This is a genomic window from Bradyrhizobium sp. WSM3983 (genome assembly GCF_000473045.1).
Lineage (GTDB): Bacteria > Pseudomonadota > Alphaproteobacteria > Rhizobiales > Xanthobacteraceae > Bradyrhizobium.
In genome coordinates this window covers 124,586-145,733 of the sequence record NZ_AXAY01000001.1, presented here as the reverse complement: position 1 = coordinate 145,733, position 21,148 = coordinate 124,586, and the positions used below count along the sequence as shown (strand labels likewise).

Below are 21,148 nucleotides of genomic sequence, written 5' to 3'. Positions count from 1 at the left end.
AGTGACTTTGTGCGGTCGCCACCGTCGGCGTTTGACCCATTGCGGACGTCGGCGCTTGGGCTCTCGCGGGATCCAGAACTGCCCGAAGCGAAAATTACCAGAGCAAGAATGCTATGATTGCGCAAAGCAAGAACGAACCCATGCTCAAGAGCGGGACGATATATGCGCCTCGTGTCTGTCCAAAGAACCAAAGTATTGGGGAAGCGGCTTGTCCTATCAAAAGCGCAGGCATTCCAACAAAATACGAGGCCGCAATCATTGCTAGAGCAATTTTCCTAATCATCGGGTCGGCTGGTCCGTCCGCAAAACCAAATCCCAACGGCGACAATGACCAAACAAAAGCGAAGACACCTGCAAGCAGCGTAGTGAGCAGCAGGAAAGCCAAATATTCCACCGTCTTTGCGCGAGCCAACCTCACGTCTCCATTTGCTCTCCGAACATAGCATGCTTAGCACAGAATGCTGCCTTGCGGCCCAAGGCCGACGCGCAGTCATGTCAGTACGCCTTCCGAGTCACCGCGTTTCATCCAGCGCGCAGATCACCGTGCAGACGACGCCGCGCGGCAGGAAGTCCACCGTCGCCTCGCCGCCGAGCTGGTCGCGGGCACTGCGCTCGATCAGGCGCGAGCCGAAGCCGCGCTGCACCGGCGCTGTCACCAATGGTCCGCCGGTCTCGGTCCAGATCAGCCGCAGCCGTGGCTTCGGCGTGTCCTCCATGATCTGCCAGTCCAGCGTCACCCGGCCGGTCTCGTTGGACAATGCGCCGTATTTCGCGGCGTTGGTCGCGATCTCATGCACGATCATCGACAGCACCACGGCAAGCCGTGGCGACAGCGGTACGGCGGGGCCATTCATCCGGATACGATCGGGATTTGTGAGCAGGAATGGCTGCAGCACGCGCGCGATCACGTCCCTCAGCTCCGAGCCTGCCCACTTCTCCTGGCTGAGGAGATTATGTGCCTCGGCCAGCGCGCAGAGACGTCCCTCGAACTTGGTGCGCTCGTCGCGGCTGGCGCTGCGAAAAGTCTGCACCGCGATCGCCTGCATCAGCGCCAGCGTGTTCTTGACGCGGTGGTTGAGCTCCTCGATCAGGAGATTGTGCAGCATGTCGCCGCGCGCGATCGTGGTCGCCATCCTGATCGCAAAGGTCAGGCCGACCAGAAGCAGCACACCGCCGATCAGGCTGGTGATCGCGATGTTGCGCCAGAGCGGTGCGATCAGCGAGCTCTCGGTGACGCCGGCGGCGACGGTCCAGCCGGTCAGCCGCGACCGCGTATAGGCCGAGGCAAGCGCAACGCCGTCGAGCGACACGCTCGACAGCACTGCCTCGGATGAGCGGAACATCGCCTCAAAGAGCGACGGTGAGGCCTGCTTGCCGAAAGTCTCGTTCGGATTGGGGGCGCGCGCGAACACGACGCCTTTGCTGTCCAGCAGCGACACGGTCCATTGCTCGTCCGGGCGCTGCCGCTCGACCAGATGCTGGAAGATGTCGATCGGCGGGCTGAAGGAGAGCGTGTAGACCACCTCGCCGTCGCGCAGCACCGGGACTTCGACCGTGACGATCGGGCGCATCTTGGTCGACCCGATGAAAAGATCGGAGAATTGCGGCGTCTTCGTCGTGAAGACCCGTTCGATGATGTCGTGGTTGTTGCGCAGTGGCAGGTTCGCGGTTTCGGTCGTGACCGTCGAGAACAGCTGGTGCCCGGACCTGTCGGCCAGCAGCAGGACGCTATCCTCGCCATACTGGCTGATGAACCCGACTGCCGAGCGCCGGAAACTGTCGAAGTCGCCTTTGCGTAAGGATTCGCTGAGCGCGAGCACCTGCAGGCCGCCCGTCATCCGCTGCACCTCGGAATCGAGCACGAGGCGCATGCTTCGTACCGTCTCGAGCACCCGGCGCGTCGCATCGCTGCGGTCCTGGCGATAGTTGGAATAAGCGAGGCCGACGGCGAAGACGATCAACGGCAACATCGTTCCCGCAACCAGGAGAGCGAGCCGGACCGGCAAGGTGAGCTTTGACAACGCGGGCGTCCCGGTTCCAGCGCTGCGGCGCCGGATTATGATATTGTCAGACCATACGGGCAGGATTTGCGCGGCGCCATAATTTTCATATCCGGCGCGCAGGCCAGGGCGGGTTTTTGCAGCGCAGCCGCCGGCGCTTCAACTCATGCTGATTGCGGTGAGCAGCAGGCACATGGTGTACACGGCCGCCAGACTGAGCCCGGCGATCCGCGCTTGTCGATGCGATGTCATGGCATCAACTCCGAGAGGACGATCGCTCCTTCAACATCTCACGTCAGGTCACGTTCCGGCGATAGGAACAAATTGCCATTTTTTCCCGTTTGTGAATCGTCCGGATGTGGAACCCGGCAATTGGAGGAGGAGAGAATGAAGTTGAGGATCGCAATCGCGGCACTGATGGTTGCTGCGTTTTCGCTACCGGCGTTTGCGGCCGACGAGTTCTACGTCGTGCAGGACGTCAAGACGAAGAAGTGCACGATCGTCGACAAGAAGCCGATGGATACGAGCATGACGGTCGTCAGTCCCTCAGGCGCGATCTACAAGTCGCGCACCGAGGCTGAGGCCGGCATGAAGACCGTCAAGGTCTGCACGTCAAACTGAGGATGACAGATGCCAGTTCTTATTTTGTGGGCCGTGCCGGCCGTGCTGGTGATCGGCGGCGGCATTTATCTGATCGGCCATTTCCACTGAGCAGACAAGCAACGGGCGCCGCGATGACTCGCGGCGCCCGTTGCAACAAGCGTCCGGAAACTACAGATTGCTCTCGGTGATCGCGGCATAGACCATGCTGCGCAGTTCGCGTCGGATCGGATAGGCGCTGGACGGCAGCACCTGTGTCATGAAGATGGTGATCAGTTCTTCGGCCGGGTCGATGAAGAACGAGGTCGTGGCCGCGCCGCCCCAATTATATTCGCCGGGGCTGCCGGCGATCAGCGTCTCCGCCGGGCGCATCGTTACGGCGAAGCCAAGACCGAACCCGATGCCGTTATAGGCGGCTTCGGAGAACAGCGAGCGCGACACTTCCGGCAGCGATTGTCCGCCCGGAATGTGGTTGCTCGTCATCAGCGCCAGAGTCTTCGGCCCGATCAAGCGGACGCCGCCGAGCTCGCCGCCGTTGAGGAGTGCTCGGCAGAAGGTGAGATAATCCGCCATCGTCGAGCACAGCCCGCCGCCGCCGGAGATGAAGGAGGGCGGCGACAGGAACGAGCTCTTGGTCGGATCGTCCTGGAGTGTCAGGCCCTCGCGGCGCTGGCCGGCATGGAAGGTGAATCCACCGCTGGGATCGGCGTTGTAGCAGGCGGCGAAGCGGTGCGCCTTCGAGGCCGGCACGTGGAAGTCGGTGTCGGTCATGCCGAGCGGATCGAGAATGCGTGCTTTAAGGAACTGCTCGAACGGCATTCCGGAGATCTTGCCGACGAGATAGCCGAGTACGTCGGTCGCGACCGAGTAGTTCCAGGCCTCGCCCGGCGAAAACTCCAGCGGGATTTTTGCAAGGCTCTCGATCATGGTCTGGAGCGTGCCGGCCTTCTCGACCTCGCCGATCTTCTCGGCGCGGTAGGCGGCATCGACATTGGAGCGCTGCTGGAAGCCGTAGGTCAGCCCGGACGTGTGACGCAGGAGATCGACGATCAGCATCGGCCGGGACGGCGGCCGGGTCAGGAAGGCCGGTGAGGTGCCGGCGACGAACACGCCGAGATTCTTCCATTCCGGAATGTATTTGGCGACGGGCTCATCGATCGCGACCAGGCCTTCCTCGACCAGCATCATGAAGGCGACGCTGGTGAGTGGCTTGGTCATGGAATAGATGCGGTAGATGGTGTCGTCCTTGACCGACGCCTTGCGCTCGACATCGGCAAGGCCCTGCACCGAGCTGTGGGCGATCTTGCCACGGCGGTAGACCAGGAGATGCGTGCCCGGGAAGCGGCCGGCATCAATGTAGCGGTTCTTCAGATGCGCATCGACGCGGTCGAGCGCGGCCTTGGACATGCCCACGGATTCGGGCGAGGCGGGGGTAGGGGCGAGCATGAGTTCCTCCGGCAGTTTTCTCAGGCGTTGATAGCCGAAATGACCGGCCTATTCCAAGCGGGTCGCACTTAACGCGAGGCCGGCGATTGGTGTAGGCTCCAGTCTGGAATGCCTCCAGGGAGCCCAAGGATCCCCATGGGGCCAACGAGAAAGCTCAAGGCAAACGCACCATGACCCAGTTCAACGAGACCGAACTCACCGAAGCCGTGGTCAAAAGCTTCGACACCACGCCTGATACGCGTGCGAAATTCCTGCTCCAGGAATTGGTGAAGTCGCTGCACGATTACGTGAGCAAGACCGGTCTCACCTTCGAGGAATGGGAATACGCCATCGATTTCCTGACCCGCACCGGCCAGAAATGCACCGACACCCGCCAGGAGTTCATCCTGCTCTCCGACGTGCTCGGCGTCTCCATGCTGGTCGACGCGGTCAACCATCGCGACCGCGACGGCGCGACCCAGACCACGGTGCTCGGCCCGTTCTATGTCGGTGAGCACAAGGTGACTGCGCACGGCACCGATATCTCGCCGAACAATCTCACGGGCGAGCGGATGTTCGTGCAAAGCCGCGTCACCGATCTCCATGGCAAGCCGCTTGCGAATGTCCCCGTCGATGTCTGGCATGCCGATGACGACGGGTTCTACGATTCACAGAAGGCAAATTATGACGAGGTCGGCGCCTCGGCGCGGGCGCGCTTCATCACGGATGCCGACGGACGCTTCTTCTTCCGCACGATTTTGCCGTGCAGTTATCCGATCCCGACGGACGGGCCGGTCGGCGAGATGATCGTGCAGACCAAACGCCATCCGATGCGTCCGGCGCATGTGCACTTCCTGGTCAATGCCAAGGGTTACGAGCCGCTGATCACCCACGTCTTCATGGATGGCGACAAATATCTCGATTCCGACGTGGTGTTTGGAGTCAAGGACGACCTCGTTGCCAAGGTCGAGCCGCGCAACGACCTCGAGATGCCCGACGGCGCCAGGGCGAACGGGCAATGGCATCTGATGACCTACGAATTCCACCTCAAGCCTGGCGGCGGCATGGCGCCGAAACCGCTGGGGACGAAGGCGGCTGAACCGGCCTGACCGGCACCGGCCCTGTTAGCGCGCATGTAGCAGGGCGAGCAGCGTCACAACGGCGCAGGCCAGGACCACCGTGCTCAGCTTCCAGAACAGCAGCGGATTGCGCTCGATCAGGGGCGTGGTCCGCGTGCTGAGATAGGCCGGGTTCGGGTTTCTGAGCTCGTAGGTGAATTCGGACAGGTCCTCGTGGCGCTTGTTGGGATCGGGTTGCAGCGCCTTGCGCAGCGCGCCGTCGATCCAGACCGGGACCGCCCGGTCATCGTGGCCGGCCGGACGATATCGGAGCTTCCAGGCGTCCGATCGTCCCCTGATACGGGCGACCTGGGCGCCGTAAGGCAGATCTCCGGTCAGCATCTGGTAGCAAATGGTCGCCAGCGAGAACATGTCCGAGCGCGGTGAGCCGCCTTCGCCAAGGAAGTATTCCGGGGCGGTGTACTGCACCGTCCCGAGGATTTCGGCGTCGGCTGGATTTGGCGACGCCTCGGCGATGCCGGCGACCCTGACCGCGCCAAAGTCGATGATCTTCGCGGTGCCGGTCTTGTCGATAAGGACGTTGTCGGGCCTCAGATCCTGATGCAGCATCTCCATGCGATGGAAGGCGCGCAGGCCCGATGCGATCTGATCCACGATGTCGCGCACCGTCTCGAGGTCGGGGCGCGGATTGTCCAGCATCCATTGTCGCAGCGTCTGCCCCTCGATGAATTCGGTCGCGACGTAGAGGTAGTTGCGCCGCTTGGACCGCGCGCGAGGCTTCAGGACGTGGGGGCTGTCGATCCGCCGCGCGATCCATTCCTCCATCAGGAAACGCTTCAAATAAGCGGGGTCATCGCGGAGATCGATCGAGGGGATCTTCAGCGCAACCGTCTCCTCGGTCTCGGTGTCGACGGCGAGGTAGATGTGGCTGCGGCTACTGGCATGCACTTCGCGGACGATGCGGTAGCCGTCAAACAGTGCCCGCGGCTCCGGCAACGGCGGCAGCGGCAGTTCGGCCGTACCGCCAAGAATGTCGGATGAGCCGGTCTGCGGCACCTCGTCGACGCGCAAGATCTGCACCGTGATGTTGTCGTCGCTACCGCGCCGATAGGCCTCCTCGACGATGGTCTGCGCCGCGCCGTCGAGATCGCCGGCATGGGCATCGAGCGTGCTCGTGACGAAGCGATGATCGAGGAACTCGTAGGCGCCGTCGGTCGCCAGCAGGAAGACGTCGCCTTTTCCGACCTCAAGCGCCTGGTAGTCGATTTCGATCTGCGGGTTGATCCCGAGCGCGCGGCCGAGATAGGTCTGCTCCGACGAGACGATGATGCGGTGATCGTCGGTGAGCTGCTCGAGTATCTTGCCGTCGACGCGGTAGATCCGGCAGTCGCCTATGTGAAAAATATGAGCCGTGGTCGATTTGACGACCATTGCGGTGAAGGTGCAGACGTAGCCCTTGTCGCGATCATAGGCGTATTGGCTGCGACGCGTTTCCGCGTGCAGCCATGAGTTGGTGGCTTCGAGCACGCGTCGTGCCGACGTCTTCACCGTCCAGGATTCGGAGGTGCAGTAATAGTCGGTCAGGAAGCTCTTGACCGCGGACTCGCTCGCGACCTGGCTCACCGCGCTGCTCGAGATGCCGTCGGCGAGGACGACAGCGATGCCCTTCAGGCTCAACAGCGGCTCCCCCGGGATCAGGGCGCCGTGAAAGTCCTGGTTGACCGGCTTGCGCCCTTTGTCGGAGTGCTGCCCGATCGAAATTTGCAGCCCGCGGCCCATCCTCGCCACCGATAGAAAGGGAGCCTCACCTTATCAGGCAAGGCTCCCTTGTTAGGCAAGGCTCCTTTGTTAGACAAGGCTCCCTTGTTGACCTTCGATCGATCAGGCCGCGGCGCGGGTCTGCGCCTTCGCGGCCGGTTCGCGCTTCGGCTTGGTCAGCACATGGGTCGTGTAGAGCGTCAGTCCGGTGAAGGCGAGGCCGCCGACGAGGTTACCCAGCACCGTCGGGATCTCGTTCCAGATGAAATAGTCCATGATCGAGAACTTGGCGTGGAGCATCAGTCCCGACGGGAACAGGAACATGTTCACCACGGAATGTTCGAACACCATGTAGAAGAACACCAGGATCGGCATCCACATCGCGATCACCTTGCCGGGGACCGTGGTCGAGATCATGGCGCCGACGACGCCGGTCGAGACCATCCAGTTGCAGAGCATGCCGCGGATGAACAGCGTCGCCATGCCGGCGGCGCCATGCGCCGCGTAGCCCAGCGTTCGGCCTTCGCCGATATTGCCGATGGCCGCGCCGACCTTGTCCGGGTCCTGCGTGAATCCGAACGTCGTCACGAAAGCCATCATGAAGGCCACCGTCAGGGCGCCTGCGAAATTGCCGATGAAGACGAGGCCCCAATTCCGCAGGACGCCGCCGAGCGTGACGCCGGGGCGCTTGTCGAGCAAGGCGAGCGGGGCGAGCACGAAGACGCCGGTGAGAAGGTCGAAGCCCAGGAGATAGAGCATGGAGAAGCCGACCGGAAACAGCAGCGCGCCGATGATGGGCTGGCCGGTGTTGACGTTGATCGTAACGGCGAACCAGGCCGCGAGTGCCAGGATGGCCCCGGCCATATAGGCGCGGATGATCGTATCCCGGGTGGACATGAAGATCTTGGATTCGCCTGCGTCCACCATCTTGGTGACGAATTCCGAAGGTGCGAGATACGACATCAACAGCTCCTTTGCTCATATGCACGATCGACCCGGCCCGTGCCGGATCGACGCCTCTGTCAGACAGCGAGCTTTGCGTTCCGTGGGACGGGAACGAAGGAGGGCACCGACATGCGCAAGGGATAGCGTCACGATGACCGCGTCTTGGCGGACCAGCGAACAGGCTTCCCAGTGGCCTTCGGTGGCTTAACGCTCCGGCTCACTGTCAGTCATCGTTGACTAGGCAGAATGAAAGCAATCGATGTGCCAGACGATCCGGCAACGATGGGCAGCACTCAGAACGGCGAATTTGCCCGTGCTAGAAGGAGATAGCCGTCCTGGAGATGGCCAAATCGGGCATTTGCCGAGGCGGGCTGGCGCGAAAACGGGCGCGTGCCCAAGCCTTGTGCGACGCACAATCAACGGGCGAATCGATATTCAATAAATGAGCGGGCCGCAAATTTTTGATGCAATTATGAGCGTGACTATCTTTTCACCATTTCATTCAAGCTATTGAAATAATTTATCTTTATTGCGCCGCCCGGTTTGGCACGGAGTTTGAATTAAGGGTTTCGACGCCATCGACGCCGTCACCGAGCAATCATCCAAATCGTGACACCGCCGAAAACGGGGGCCTCCCCGAGCGTGCATCTTTGCGCCTCCGCGTCAGTCGGTGTCCCGCTTCCTAGCGAAAGGGACTTTTTCCAATGAAGGAAGGCAATCCGACGTGGATTTCTGACTGGCGCCCCGAAGATGAGGCGTTCTGGAATGCGGGCGGCAAAGCCGTCGCCCGGCGTAACCTGATCTGGTCGATCGTCGCCGAGCATATCGGCTTCTCCGTCTGGCTGATCTGGAGCATCGTCGCGACCAAGCTGCCGCAGGCGGGCTTTCACTATTCGACCGACGAGCTGTTCCAGCTCGTGGCGGTGCCGGGCCTGATTGGCGCCCTGATGCGCTTTCCTTATACGTTTGCGGTCACGACGTTTGGCGGTCGCAACTGGACCATCTTCAGCGCGGCCGTGCTGTTCATCCCGACGCTGGCGCTTGCGTACTTCGTCGGTCAGCCCGAAACACCGTTCTGGCTGATGCTGCTGATCGCATCGACCGCCGGTCTCGGCGGCGGCAATTTCGCCTCCAGCATGACCAACATTTCGTTCTTCTTCCCCGATCGCATGAAGGGTTGGGCACTCGGCCTAAATGCCGCCGGCGGCAACATCGGCGTCTCCAGCGTGCAGCTCCTGACCCCGATCCTGATGACGCTCGCCGTCATCAACCTGTTCCAGGCGGCGCCGGTCGGCGGTGTGTATCTCCAGAACGCCGGCCTGATGTGGGTGTTGCCGATCGCGGTCGCGGTGTTCGGCGCGGTGTTCTTCATGAACAACCTGACCTCGGCCAAATCGTCGATCAAGAACCAGCTTGCGATTTTGAAGCGCAAGCACACCTGGATCATGGCCTTCATCTACATCGGAACGTTCGGCTCCTTCATCGGCTACTCCGCTGCGTTTCCGCTGCTGATCAAGACCCAGTTTCCGACGATGACGATCTCGATCGCGTTCCTCGGCCCGCTGGTCGGCTCGTTGTCGCGTCCGTTCGGCGGCTGGCTCGCCGACAAGATCGGTGGCTCCATCATCACCTTCTGGAATTTCATCGCGATGGCGGCGGCCACGATCGGCGTGCTCTACTTCGTCGGGGAGAAGGACTTCACCGGCTTCCTTGCGATGTTCCTGATCCTGTTCTTGACGACGGGCATCGGCAACGGCTCGACCTATCGCATGATCCCCTCGATCTTCCGCGAGGAAAACCTGTTCAAGGTTCGCGGCAAGGGCGATGCGGCGCGCGCGCTGGCGCTGAAGACCGCGAGCATCGAGAGCGGTGCGGCTGTCGGCTTCATCGGCGCGATCGGTGCCGTCGGCGGCTATCTGATCCCGAGCAGCTTCGGCAAGTCGATCGCGATGACGGGCGGACCGCAGGTCGCGCTGGCCATCTTCCTCGCGTTCTACGCCGTCTGCCTCGGACTGACCTGGTGGTTCTACCTGCGTCGCGGCCCGCAGGCTCAAGGCGCGCCAAGCCTCGCCGAAGCGCGCGTGTAATCGCGCGTTACGAAACTCGCTTCTCCCCGTACGCGGGGAGAAGCCGCTCTGATGACGTTTGACCCGTGAACTTTTTCCGCAACGGCGCGGACAAAGGCAGACCGAAACAGACAGGAGAACATCATGACGCCCCAACAGATCGCCCTCGTGCAGCAGAGCTTTTCCAAGGTCGCACCGATTTCAGAAGCAGCCGCCGTGCTGTTCTACGATCGCCTGTTCGAGGTCGCGCCGTCCGTGCGCGCGATGTTTCCCGAGGACATGACCGAGCAGCGCAAGAAGCTGATGGCCATGCTCGCCGCTGTCGTGAGTGGTCTGTCGAACCTCGAAACAATTCTTCCTGCGGCATCCGCGCTCGCCAAGCGTCACGTCGCCTACGGCGCCAAGGCCGAGCACTATCCCGTGGTCGGCGCGACCTTGCTGTGGACCCTGGAGAAGGGCCTTGGCGAGGCCTGGACGCCCGAACTCGCAACCGCCTGGACCGACGCCTACGGCGTGCTGTCCGGCTACATGATTTCCGAGGCCTACGGCCCGCAGGCGCAGGCCGCCGAATAGGAGATGCCTTGTGAGTGAACCGCTCGTCATCGTCGGTAACGGTATGGCGGCCGCGCGTCTGGTCGACGAGCTCGCCAAGACCGCGCTCGGCCGCTACGCGGTCGCTGTGATCGGCGAAGAGCCGCGGCTCGCCTACAATCGCGTGCTGCTCTCCTCCGTGCTGGCCGGCGAGACCGGCTCGCACGAGATCGAGCTCCGGCCCGCAGACTGGTGGCGCCATCGCGGCGTCACCGTGCGCTACGGCTATCGCGTCACCGAGATCGACACCGGCCGCCGCGAGCTCAAGATCGCCGGCGAAGAGAGCATGGAATATTCCAAGCTTGTGCTCGCTACCGGTTCGACGCCGCTGCGGCTGAACGTGCCAGGCGCCGATCTCGCCGGCGTGCACACTTTTCGCGACACCCGCGATGTCGACCTGCTGCTGACGCTGGCGGCCGCGAAAAGGCGCGTCGTCGTGGTCGGTGGCGGTCTGCTCGGGCTTGAAGCGGCGTATGGCCTCGCCAAGGCCGGCGCGCCCGTGACGCTGCTGCATCTGATGGACCGGCTGATGGAGCGGCAGCTCGATGGGCCGGCCGCCGATCTGCTCAAGACGCTGGTCGAGCGCAAGGGCATCCGCATCCTGCTCAATGCCTCGACCGCCCGCATCCACGGCGACAGCCACGTCGAAGCCGTCGAGCTCGCCGATGGCAGCCGCATCGAGGCCGACGCCGTGATTTTTGCTGCCGGCATCAGGCCCAACATTGCGCTGGCCAAGGAGGCCGGCATCGCGGTCAACCGCGGCATCGTCGTCAACGACGTGATGCAGACCGCATCGCCCGACATCTACGCGCTCGGCGAATGCGCCGAGCATCGCGGCACCTGCTACGGTCTGGTCGAGCCCGCCTACGAGCAGGCACGCGTACTGGCGCGGCATCTCGGTGGCCGCCCCGCCGCCTATCAGGGCAGCGTGGTCTCGACCAATCTGAAGGTGTCCGGTGTCAGCGTGTTTTCCGCCGGCGACTTCATGGGCGGGGAGGGCAGCGAGAGCCTCGTGCTGACCGATCGCAGGCGCGGCACCTACAAGAAGCTCGTGATCGCCGACGGATGCCTCACCGGCGCCGTTCTGATCGGCGATACCGCCGATGCGCTCTGGTATCTCGAGCTGATCCGTACCTGCGAGAAGATCGCCGGGATCCGCGCCGACATGATGTTCGGCCGCGCGCTCGCGCTTCCCTCCAAGGCGGCGTGAGGAGGCAGCTTGATATGACGGCGATTGATCCGGCGCTTCGTACGACCAAGACCACCTGTCCCTATTGCGGCGTCGGCTGCGGCGTGCTTGCAACGCCCGATGGCGCAGGCGGCGCGGCAATCGCCGGTGATCCCGATCATCCCGCCAATTTCGGCCGGCTTTGCTCCAAAGGTTCCGCGCTCGGCGAGACCGTCGGGCTCGAGAGCCGGCTGCTCTATCCGATGATCCGCTGCAAGGGCGTGCTGGAACGGGTCGCCTGGAGCGATGCGCTCGATCACGTCGCCCATCGGATGAAGCACATCGTCGCGCGCGATGGCGCCGATGCAGTGGCGTTCTATCTCTCCGGCCAGCTCCTCACCGAGGATTATTACGTCGCCAACAAGCTGATGAAGGGCTTTGTCGGCACGGCGAACGTCGACACCAATTCGCGGCTCTGCATGTCGTCCTCGGTCGCCGGCCACCGCCGCGCCTTCGGCGCCGACACCGTGCCCGGCTGCTATGAGGATCTCGACCAGGCCGACCTGCTCGTCTTCGTCGGCTCGAACGCGGCCTGGTGCCATCCGGTGCTGTTCCAGCGCATGCTGAAAAATCGGCAGGAGCGCGGCGCGCGTATGATCGTGATCGATCCGCGCCGGACCGACACTGCGAGCGATGTCGATCTGTTCCTCGGCCTTAAGCCCGGCACCGACACGGCACTGTTCTCCGGGCTCTTCGTCCATCTGGCCGATAGTGGCGCGCTTGATCAGGATTACGTCGCGCAGAACACTAGCGGCTTTGACGATGCGCTGGCGCGTGCACGCAACATCGCCGGCGGCATCACCGCGACCGCGCTGGCGACCGGCCTCTCCGAGCAAGACGTCGCCGCCTTCTTCAAAATGTTCCGCGACACCGAGCGCGTCGTCACGCTCTATTCGCAGGGCGTCAACCAGTCGGCACAGGGCACCGACAAGGTCAACGCGATCCTGAACTGCCATCTCGCCACGGGCCGCATCGGCAAGCTCGGCGCTTCGCCGTTCTCGCTCACCGGCCAGCCCAATGCGATGGGTGGGCGCGAGGTCGGCGGTCTCGCCAATATGCTCGCCGCCCACATGGGTTTCACGCCGCCCGACATCGACCGCGTGCGACGGTTCTGGAAGGCGCCGCGCATAGCCACCCACGAAGGGCTGAAAGCGGTGCAGCTGTTCGAGGCGATCAATCGCGGCGAGGTCAAGGCGCTGTGGGTGATGGGCACCAATCCCGCAGTGTCGCTGCCCGATGCCGATTTCGTGCGCGAAGCGCTGAAGAAGCTCGAGCTGTTCGTGGTGTCCGAGAACGTGCTGTCCAACGACACGGTCGAGGCCGGCCCGCACGTGCTGCTGCCGGCGCTGGCCTGGGGCGAGAAGTCGGGCACGGTCACCAATTCCGAACGCCGCATCTCGCGCCAGCGCTCGTTCCTGCCGGCGCCCGGCGAGGCACGGCCGGATTGGTGGATCCTGAGCGAGACCGCCAAGCGTCTCGGCTTCGGCGAGAACTTTAATTACAAGTCCGCGGCGGAGATTTTCCGCGAGCATGCCGCGCTGTCGGCCTTCGAGAACAATGGCAGCCGCGATTTCGACATCGGCGCGCTGACTTCGCTGTCCGACGAGGACTTCGATGCCTTGAAGCCCTTGCAATGGCCGGCACGCGAGGGTGAAGCGCCGGGCGAGCGCTTCTTCGCGGCTGGCGGCTTCTTCACCAATGACGGCAAGGGCCGCTTCGTCGCGCCGGAGGTGCCGGCACTGCGGAGCGAGACCGGGCCGTCGCGGCCCCTGCGGCTCAACACCGGACGCATCCGCGACCAGTGGCACACCATGACGCGCACGGGTCTGAGCAAGCGGCTGGGCGCGCATCTGCCGGAACCTTTCGTCGAGATCCATCCCGACGACGCCAGCAAATACGGCATTGCTCATGACGGCTATGCCCGCATCACCACCGATTACGGCCAGTGCATTCTCAAGGCCGTCGTCAGCGAGCGGCAGCAGCGCGGCACGTTGTTCGCACCGATCCACTGGAGCGCGATGAACGCTTCGCACGGCCGCGTCGGCGCGCTGGTCGCACCATTCACCGATCCGTTCTCCGGCCAGCCGGAATCGAAGGCGACGCCGGCAGCGATCGTACCCTATGAATACGTCTTTCGCGGTTTTGCGCTTTCGCGGAAGCAGCTCGACCTGCCGCAAAATCTGCTGTGGACTCGCGCAACGGTCGCCGGCGGGTTCGGCTATCTCTTCGCCGACAACGCGGATCTATCGCGCTGGCCGGCCTGGCTCGACGGCGTTGCCGGCGAGGACGTCGCCGACTATCGCGATTTCGGCGGCGGGGTTTATCGTGCGGCCTCGTTCACTGGCGATCGCATCGAGACCTGCCTGTTCGTCGGCCCCGCGCACGATGCCGGCGATTGGGAGGTGGTGAAGAGCGTATTCGCAGCAGACCACGTCACTGACGATCAGCGCCGCATGCTGCTGTCGGGCAAGTCCAGCGAAGGCGCCGCGGCGACCGGCCCGATCGTCTGCGCCTGCTTCGGCGTGGGCCGCGGCATCATCTGCGACACCATCGCGAGCGGCGCGCGGACCGCTGCCGAGATCGGCGCCAAGCTCAAGGCCGGCACCAATTGCGGCTCCTGCATTCCCGAGCTGAAGCGCCTGATCGCGACAGCCGGAACGGCGCCTGCCAAGGAATCGAAATTCGCGGGCGCAGCGAGCTAGCGACGCATATTCTTGCGTTTCTCGTGTCGCCGCCGGGCTCGGCGCCTACGCCGAAGCTTCCGCGGTCGAGCATGCTTTTGAGCCTGACGAGCGGGGTCGCGGGAAATGACAGCGGAGATGATGGCTGAAACACTTGATCCAGGTCATCTCTCGACTTCGCCTTCCCTGCCATGCTCGTCGCTCGCGCAATCCGCCCGGCCTGCTCCGTGTCCGCATCCGACGTTCCCATTCGGCCCTTCCTGATCGGTATTCCCGCCGCGGGGCTCGTGCTTGGTTTCGTATTGCGCGCGTCTGGCTTTCCGGCGTGGGTCGATCTAGCCTGGACGATCGCGACGCTACCAGTCCTGCTTGCGCTGGTGATCGAGATCATACGGAGTCTCAGGCGCGGCGACGTCGGGCTCGACATTGTGGCTGCGCTCTCGATGACATCGGCGCTCGCGGTCGGTGAGGAGCTTGCCGCGACAGTAGTCGCGCTGATGTATGCCGGCGGACAATATCTTGAGGATTTTGCCGAAGGCCGTGCGCGGCGCGAGATGACGGCGCTGCTCGCGCGCGCCCCGCGCCGGGCGATGCGCCATTGTGACCACCGACTCGAGGAAGTCGACGTCGAGCTGATCGACACCGGCGATCGTCTGTTGATCCGCCAGGGCGAGGTCGTGCCGACCGACGGCACGGTAGCAAGCGCGCTTGCAGTGCTCGACCTGTCCGCGCTGACGGGTGAGTCGCTGCCGGTGCAGTGCAAAGCGGGCGAGGCTGTAATGAGCGGCGCGACCAACGCCGGCGATGCCTTCGACCTCGTCACCATCCGTCCGGCAGCCCAAAGCACCTATGCCGGTATCGTACGCTTGGTCGAGGCGGCGCAGCGTGCCAGAGCGCCGATGGCGCGGCTCGCCGATCGTTACGCGATCGTTTTCCTGGTCGCGACGCTGGCAATCGCCGGCGGCGCGTGGGCGTGGACGCGGGATCCGGTCCGCATGGTTGCGGTGCTGGTGATAGCGACGCCTTGTCCGCTCATCCTCGCCGTGCCCGTCGCCATTGTCGCCGGCCTGTCGCGTGCGGCACGTCACGGCATCCTTATCAAGGGCGGCAAGGCGCTGGAGACCATGGCGCGCATCCGCTCGCTGGTGGTCGACAAGACCGGCACGCTGACTAGCGGCAAGGCGAAAGTGGTCGCGGTCCACTCCGGTGGAGGCTTTACCGACGACGGAGTGATCCGCATCGCGGCTTCGCTCGACCAGGCCTCGCAGCATGTCATCGCGCAGGCGCTGGTCGCCGAAGCGCAGCGCCGGCACCTCGCGCTGGCGGTGCCGCGGGAGATGATCGAAACGCCGGGCGAGGGTATCCGTGGAACGGTCGAGGGGCGTCGTGCGGCGGTCGGCGGCATCAGCTATGTCCGCGTGCAACTGGCGTCGCTGGGCAAAGAGCTCGGCCCTGCGCAGGGTGTCGACCCTCCAGGCGCCGTGGCAGTGTGGCTCTCGGTCGACGGGCAACTCGCTGGCTGCATCGTGCTGGCCGATGAGTTGCGCACCGGCACCGCGGCGCTGCTTGTGAAACTGCGCGATCTCGACGTCGAGCGGATCGTGCTCGCTACCGGCGACCGCCGAGGCGTGGCTGAAGCGGTCACCGCCGGTCTCGGCCTCGATGCAGTGCGCGCCGATCTCACTCCGGACCAGAAGGTCATGGTCGTCCTCTCCGAGCGCAAGGCGGGTCCGGTGATGATGGTCGGCGACGGCGTCAACGACGCGCCGGCACTTGCCGCCGCCGATATCGGCGTCGCCATGGGCGCCAAGGGCGCGGCGGCGTCGGCGGAGGCGGCCGACGCCGTGCTGCTGGTCGACACGCTCGACCGTATCGTGCCGGCGATTGAGATCGCGCGGCGCACGCGCTTCATCGCGCTGGAAAGTGTCTATGCCGGCATCGGCCTGTCCACGCTTGGCATGCTGGCCGCTGCGTTCGGATATCTGACGCCGATCGAGGGCGCGATTCTGCAGGAGGTCATTGACGTCGCGGTGATTCTCAATGCCCTCAGAGTCTTGCGGGGCGGGTAGATCGCACTTGCCGCACGACCGGTGTGCCAATCGACGGTTCCAACGAACAAAGATCGGCTCTATATCACGAAGTCGGCGACCGGCAGCGTGCTGGTTGTTGACATCGGCGGATTGAACTCCTGAGCTTGATGGCGGTTGCCTGAGCGAAGAGCGGTACTGGAGACCAACATGAACACGCATCCCTTCGGCAAGACTGGTGCCAACGTCTCCGTGGTCGGGCAGGGCACCTGGTATCTCGACCATGGCGATCGCAAACGTGCGGTCGCGGCACTGCAGCGCGGGCTCGATCTCGGCATGACCCATATCGACACCGCCGAGATGTATGGCGATGCCGAGCTCGTTATTGCCGATGCGATCGTGAGCCGGCGAGATGAAGTGTTCCTGGTGTCAAAAGTACTGCCGAGCAACGCTTCGCGTCGCGGCACCATCACGGCGTGCGAGCGCTCGCTGAAGCGGCTGAAGACGGATCGGCTCGATTGCTATCTGCTGCACTGGCGCGGCTCTTATGATCTTGAAGACACCGTCGCTGCCTTCGAGGAGCTGGTGAAAGCCGGCAAGATCAAGTCCTGGGGCGTCTCCAATTTCGACGCCGACGATCTCGATGAAATTCTCGATGTCTCCGGTGAAGGCAGGATCGCCTGCAATCAGGTGCTCTATCACCTCAAGGAGCGCGCGATCGAGCATGCGGTGATCCCGTGGTGCGAGCGGCACGGCGTCGCGGTGGTCGCCTACTCGCCGTTCGGGCACGACGATTTTCCCGATGAGCGCAGCCAAGGCGGCGCCGTGCTCACGCGCATTGCAGAGGTGCGTCGCGCGACACCGCGCCAGGTCGCGCTGAGCTTCCTCACCCGTGCGACTACGGTGTTCGCGATCCCGAAGGCGTCGTCCGCGGAACATGCCGGCGAAAATGCGGCCGCCGGCGATCTCGTGCTGACGAAAGAGGAGATTTCGGCGCTGGATGCGGCGTTTCCGCGCGGTCCGAAGCCGCGCAGTCTGCCCATGCTGTAACGCACAAAAGCCCAATATTAATGGAGTATTGACGCGCGCAGACGTGAGTGCATATCGGCATCCTGTTTTCGGAAGTTGTGAAAGCGGCGCATATGTCGTTTTTTACGATCGTTCCCGAATCGTCGTTTTCCCAGGTTCCAGCCGTGACACCGCCGCCCGCCGCAGCCGCAAGGCTCGACCGTATTCCCATGCCCGTGCCGGAGAAGAAGCAGGAGGCTCGCCGTGCACCTGCGCGCGTCGATCATCCCTTCAAGGGCATTGCGCTGGTGCTGCTGTCGACGGTGTTTCTCGGCTGCTCCGACGTCACCGCGAAATATCTCTCGACCAGCCTGCCGTCGATCGAGATCACCTGGATCCGCTTCGTCACCTTCGCGCTGATGTTCACCCCGGTGATGCTGCCGGGCTCGCCGCTGCACGCGATGCGCACCGAACGCGTCGGCCTGCAATTGATGCGCGGCGCGGCCCTGCTCGGCTCTTCGCTGTTCTTCATCACCGGGTTGAGTTTCCTGCCGATCGCGGAAGCCTCCGCCACCGGCTTCGTCTCGCCGCTGTTCGTCACCGCGCTCTCGATCATCTTCCTGAGCGAGAAGGTCGGTATGCGCCGCTGGATCGCGACCGCGATCGGCCTGACGGGCGTGATGATCATCCTGCGGCCGGGCTCGAGCGCATTTCACGTCGCCGCCTTCTTCCCGATCGTTTCGGCGTTCTGCTGGGCTGCTGCGCTGATCCTGACGCGGATGATGAGTGGCCGCGAAGCCGTCCTCACCACCATGGCCTATTCCGCGCTGACGGGCGTTGCAATCCTCAGCGTGATGGTGCCGTTCGTCTGGGTGACGCCGAGCTGGACTGCGATCGGGCTCGGCATCGTGATCGGCGTCGCGTCCACAGTGGGCCAGTGGATCATCGTGCTCGCCTATCGCTACGGCGACGCCTCGGTGCTGGCGCCGTTCTCCTACACGCAACTGCTCTGGGTCAGCATTCTGGGCTTCTTCCTGTTCGGCGAAGTGCCTGACGTCTGGACTGTCACCGGCGCAGCCTTCATCGTCGCCAGCGGTCTGTATATCGCCCATCGCGAGCGCATCCGCCGCGCCCAGCTTTTGGTGCAGGCAGCGCGCTCTCCGAACCCCTGACGCAAGATCGCACGTCCCGCGTCGTGCTATCAACGGCTCCAACACCAGGGGAGGAGCCGGATGCGCGCTGCGATTTTCAGGAACGGTGAGATTGTCGTCGACCGGATGGCGGAGCCAAAGCCCGGCCCCGGCCAGGTGCTGGTCAAGACGCTCGCCTGCGGCATCTGCGGCTCCGATCTGCACGCGCGCCAGCATGCGCCACGGATGGTGGAGATGGCGAAGAAGACCGGACGAACGCCGATGGATCTGTCGCGTGACGTCGTCTTCGGCCACGAGTTCTGCTGCGAGATCGTCGACTATGGCCCGGACACCGCGCGCAAGCTGAGGCCGGGCACGCATGTGTGCTCGCTGCCCGCGCTGCTGACGCCGGAGGGCATCAAGGGCATCGGCTATTCCAACGATTTTGTCGGTGGCTATGCCGAGCAGATGCTGCTCAGCGAGCCGCTGCTGCTGGAAGTGCCGAACGGCCTTGCGCCGGAACATGCCGCGCTGACCGAGCCGCTCGCGGTCGGCGTTCACGCCGTGGCGAAAGCAAACATCAGCGGCAGCGAAGTGCCGCTGGTGATCGGCTGTGGGCCGGTCGGCCTCGCGGTGATCGCCGCGCTCAGGATCAAGGGCCTGCATCCGATCGTCGCCGCCGACTATTCGCCAGCGCGGCGTGCGCTCGCGGCAAAGCTCGGTGCCGATATCGTCGTCGATCCCAGGGTATCGCAGCCCTACGCGACCTGGGCCGAGCACGCACAGATGTCGGAGGACGAGAAGGCGGCGCGACCGCCGTTCCAGGCCATGCTGCCGGCGCTGAAGCCCGCGATTATCTTCGAATGCGTCGGTGTGCCCGGCCTGCTGCAGCAGGTGTTCGAAGGCGCCCCGCGCGATGCCAAAATCGTCGTGGTCGGCGTCTGCATGGAGAGCGATAGAAACGAGCCCATGCTCGGCATCATGAAGGAGCTCAACGTTCAGTATGTGCTGGGCTACGCGCCGGAGGAGTTTGCGGCGTCGCTGCGCCTGATCGCCGAAGGGCAGGTGGATGCCGCGGCCATGGTGACGGCTGAAGTCGGCATCGACGGCGTCGCAAAAGCGTTCGCCGATCTCGCCAATCCCGAGGCACACACCAAGATCATCGTGCAGCCGTGGAAATAGGGAACGGCTGAAGCACCGCGCCGTCGGATTTTTGTGCGGCGTCGGCATGTCTGATCTGGGCAATCACGGCGCGGCGGTCGACGATCGCCTGATGGAATTGCGCCAGCACGAGGCCAAAGGCGGCGAGATCGCCGTCCTCGATGGCGCCGTCCTCGTGACAGACCAGTGTTTCGCGCAAAATATCGTCGGCGGCGCCCTGCATGGCGGCGAGATCGTCGAGCGACGTCGCCTCGCGCACGCTGGAGATCGCGTTGAGCAGGCGGTCGCGATGCAGTGCGTTCTCGCTGCGCTCCTCGCGCCGGAGATAATGCCGCAGCCATGCGGCGACCGAACCGAGGCCGGAGAGCAGCAGCACCACGCCCCAGATGTAGTCGCTGTACTTGTCGATGAAGCTGCGTTCGTTGCCGTCGATATAGGCAGCGGCCCCCGGATGCGCCGGCAGCGCGGCGTCCTTGTCGGTATCGGGCTTCTGGATGTGGCTGGCGCCGGGCAACTCCTTGACCAGCGACGGCCTGACCGCGAACAGCTCACGGGTGAAGGCACCCACCGCGTCCTCGGACAGCGAGGTCGGCGCCACGATCAGATGATTGACGGCGATGGTCTCGATCTTGTCGTCGGGCCGCTGCGGCGCAGCGGCGAACGCGCCCGCCGGGATTTCCTCGGATTCGTAGAGCGGATGCCGCTCGGCGATGGCCTCGGAAACGTCGACGGAGAGGAATTTCGGCTCGCCGCGCAGACGCGTGGTGGCGGCAATCGTCTCCGCGATGATCTTGTCGTCGAGCGCGCCCACCATCATGAAGGCGTCGAGCGTGGTGTCCTGGGTCATCTCGGAAATGCGGTCGGTGCCGAACTGGGTGGTCGTCACCTTCTGCGGATTGACGCCGGACTCACCCAGGATGACGCGTAGCAGATTGAGATTGGCATCGCCGAGGCCGACGATGCCGATGCGGCGGCCGCTGAGCGAAGCGATGTCCGTAACTTTCGATTTGGGAACGCCCTTGCGCCCGGTCGGCGCCCACAGTAGCACAAAGTTTCGGCGCAGGATCGCGACCGAATTGGCGTCGGATGGCATGGCGAGGTCGCCGCGCGCGACGGCAAGGTCGGTCTTGCCACTACCGAGCAGATTGAGGCTTTGCAGCGTGCCGTCGGTCTCGATCGGCGTCAGCCTCACGGCGCCGCCCTTTGCCTCGATCGCCTTGGCGATGGCCAGCACGAGCGTCTGGTCGTCGCTGCCGGCCGGCCCGACGACGATGCGCAGCGTCGCCGGCTGCCAGGCCCAATAGGCGAGCGCGAGCGCGACGGTCAGTAGCGACAGCAGGCTCGCCACCGCGAGCCACGGGCCGAGGCGATTGCGGCGGCGGGACGGCACGCCCCTCGTTACGCTCAGATTACTCGGCTCGGGCATCTCGCTTTCCTCATCCGGAAGCT

16 protein-coding genes are annotated in these 21,148 nt (G+C 64.0%); 10 read left to right on the top strand and 6 right to left on the bottom strand.

Features of this window, described 5'->3' with window-relative positions; translation table 11 throughout:
• Positions 1 to 94 precede the first annotated feature (94 nt).
• A complete protein-coding gene (locus YUA_RS49715) occupies positions 95 to 412 on the bottom strand; it encodes a hypothetical protein (protein ID WP_156947027.1) in 318 nt (105 codons plus the stop codon).
• A gap of 100 nt (positions 413 to 512) precedes the next feature.
• Positions 513 to 1,970, bottom strand: a complete 1,458-nt coding sequence (locus YUA_RS0100640) for a sensor histidine kinase (RefSeq protein WP_051383081.1) — start codon at positions 1,968 to 1,970, stop codon at positions 513 to 515.
• 417 nt (positions 1,971 to 2,387) lie between these two features.
• On the opposite strand from YUA_RS0100640, the gene YUA_RS0100635 reads away from it, so the two are divergent.
• Positions 2,388 to 2,621, top strand: coding sequence for a hypothetical protein (locus YUA_RS0100635; protein ID WP_027528888.1), 234 nt, complete (start codon positions 2,388 to 2,390; stop codon positions 2,619 to 2,621).
• Between the two features lie 150 nt (positions 2,622 to 2,771).
• Here the strand turns inward: YUA_RS0100635 and YUA_RS0100625 are convergent, their stop codons facing one another.
• Complete coding sequence (locus tag YUA_RS0100625; RefSeq protein WP_027528887.1) at positions 2,772 to 4,046, bottom strand: serine hydrolase; 1,275 nt, start codon at positions 4,044 to 4,046, stop codon at positions 2,772 to 2,774.
• Positions 4,047 to 4,216: 170 nt separating this feature from the next.
• On the opposite strand from YUA_RS0100625, the gene YUA_RS0100620 reads away from it, so the two are divergent.
• Complete coding sequence (locus YUA_RS0100620) at positions 4,217 to 5,134, top strand: dioxygenase (protein WP_027528886.1); 918 nt, start codon at positions 4,217 to 4,219, stop codon at positions 5,132 to 5,134.
• Positions 5,135 to 5,149: 15 nt separating this feature from the next.
• Here YUA_RS0100620 and YUA_RS0100615 read toward each other — a convergent pair whose 3' ends face one another.
• Positions 5,150 to 6,883 carry a bifunctional protein-serine/threonine kinase/phosphatase gene (locus tag YUA_RS0100615; protein ID WP_027528885.1) on the bottom strand — a complete coding sequence of 578 codons (1,734 nt, stop codon included), beginning with the start codon at positions 6,881 to 6,883 and terminating at the stop codon, positions 5,150 to 5,152.
• 102 nt (positions 6,884 to 6,985) lie between these two features.
• Positions 6,986 to 7,825 carry a formate/nitrite transporter family protein gene (locus YUA_RS0100610; RefSeq protein WP_027528884.1) on the bottom strand — a complete coding sequence of 280 codons (840 nt, stop codon included), beginning with the start codon at positions 7,823 to 7,825 and terminating at the stop codon, positions 6,986 to 6,988.
• Between the two features lie 686 nt (positions 7,826 to 8,511).
• Here YUA_RS0100610 and YUA_RS0100605 point away from each other — a divergent pair.
• The 8 genes from YUA_RS0100605 (at position 8,512) to YUA_RS0100565 (ending at position 19,720) form a co-directional block, all read left to right on the top strand.
• Entirely contained in the window at positions 8,512 to 9,894 is a 1,383-nt protein-coding gene (locus YUA_RS0100605) for an MFS transporter (RefSeq protein ID WP_027528883.1), read from the top strand.
• 123 nt (positions 9,895 to 10,017) lie between these two features.
• Positions 10,018 to 10,446 carry a globin family protein gene (locus tag YUA_RS0100600; RefSeq protein WP_027528882.1) on the top strand — a complete coding sequence of 143 codons (429 nt, stop codon included), beginning with the start codon at positions 10,018 to 10,020 and terminating at the stop codon, positions 10,444 to 10,446.
• Between the two features lie 10 nt (positions 10,447 to 10,456).
• Entirely contained in the window at positions 10,457 to 11,674 is a 1,218-nt protein-coding gene (locus YUA_RS43280) for an NAD(P)/FAD-dependent oxidoreductase (protein ID WP_084291883.1), read from the top strand.
• A gap of 14 nt (positions 11,675 to 11,688) precedes the next feature.
• Positions 11,689 to 14,394, top strand: a complete 2,706-nt coding sequence (locus YUA_RS0100590) for a nitrate reductase (RefSeq protein ID WP_027528881.1) — start codon at positions 11,689 to 11,691, stop codon at positions 14,392 to 14,394.
• Positions 14,395 to 14,600: 206 nt separating this feature from the next.
• On the top strand, positions 14,601 to 16,442 hold the full coding sequence (locus YUA_RS0100585; RefSeq protein WP_245285080.1) for a heavy metal translocating P-type ATPase: 1,842 nt from the start codon (positions 14,601 to 14,603) through the stop codon (positions 16,440 to 16,442).
• A gap of 168 nt (positions 16,443 to 16,610) precedes the next feature.
• On the top strand, positions 16,611 to 17,450 hold the full coding sequence (locus YUA_RS0100575; protein WP_027528879.1) for an aldo/keto reductase: 840 nt from the start codon (positions 16,611 to 16,613) through the stop codon (positions 17,448 to 17,450).
• A gap of 188 nt (positions 17,451 to 17,638) precedes the next feature.
• Positions 17,639 to 18,580: a DMT family transporter gene (locus tag YUA_RS0100570; protein ID WP_027528878.1), complete on the top strand. Its 942-nt coding sequence runs from the start codon at positions 17,639 to 17,641 to the stop codon at positions 18,578 to 18,580.
• 60 nt (positions 18,581 to 18,640) lie between these two features.
• Positions 18,641 to 19,720: a zinc-binding dehydrogenase gene (locus tag YUA_RS0100565; RefSeq protein WP_027528877.1), complete on the top strand. Its 1,080-nt coding sequence runs from the start codon at positions 18,641 to 18,643 to the stop codon at positions 19,718 to 19,720.
• On the opposite strand, the gene YUA_RS43275 is transcribed toward YUA_RS0100565, so the two are convergent.
• On the bottom strand, positions 19,698 to 21,125 hold the full coding sequence (locus tag YUA_RS43275) for a TAXI family TRAP transporter solute-binding subunit (RefSeq protein ID WP_084291881.1): 1,428 nt from the start codon (positions 21,123 to 21,125) through the stop codon (positions 19,698 to 19,700). The two genes, YUA_RS0100565 and YUA_RS43275, sit on opposite strands and share 23 nt — an antisense overlap.
• Positions 21,126 to 21,148: the final 23 nt, after the last annotated feature.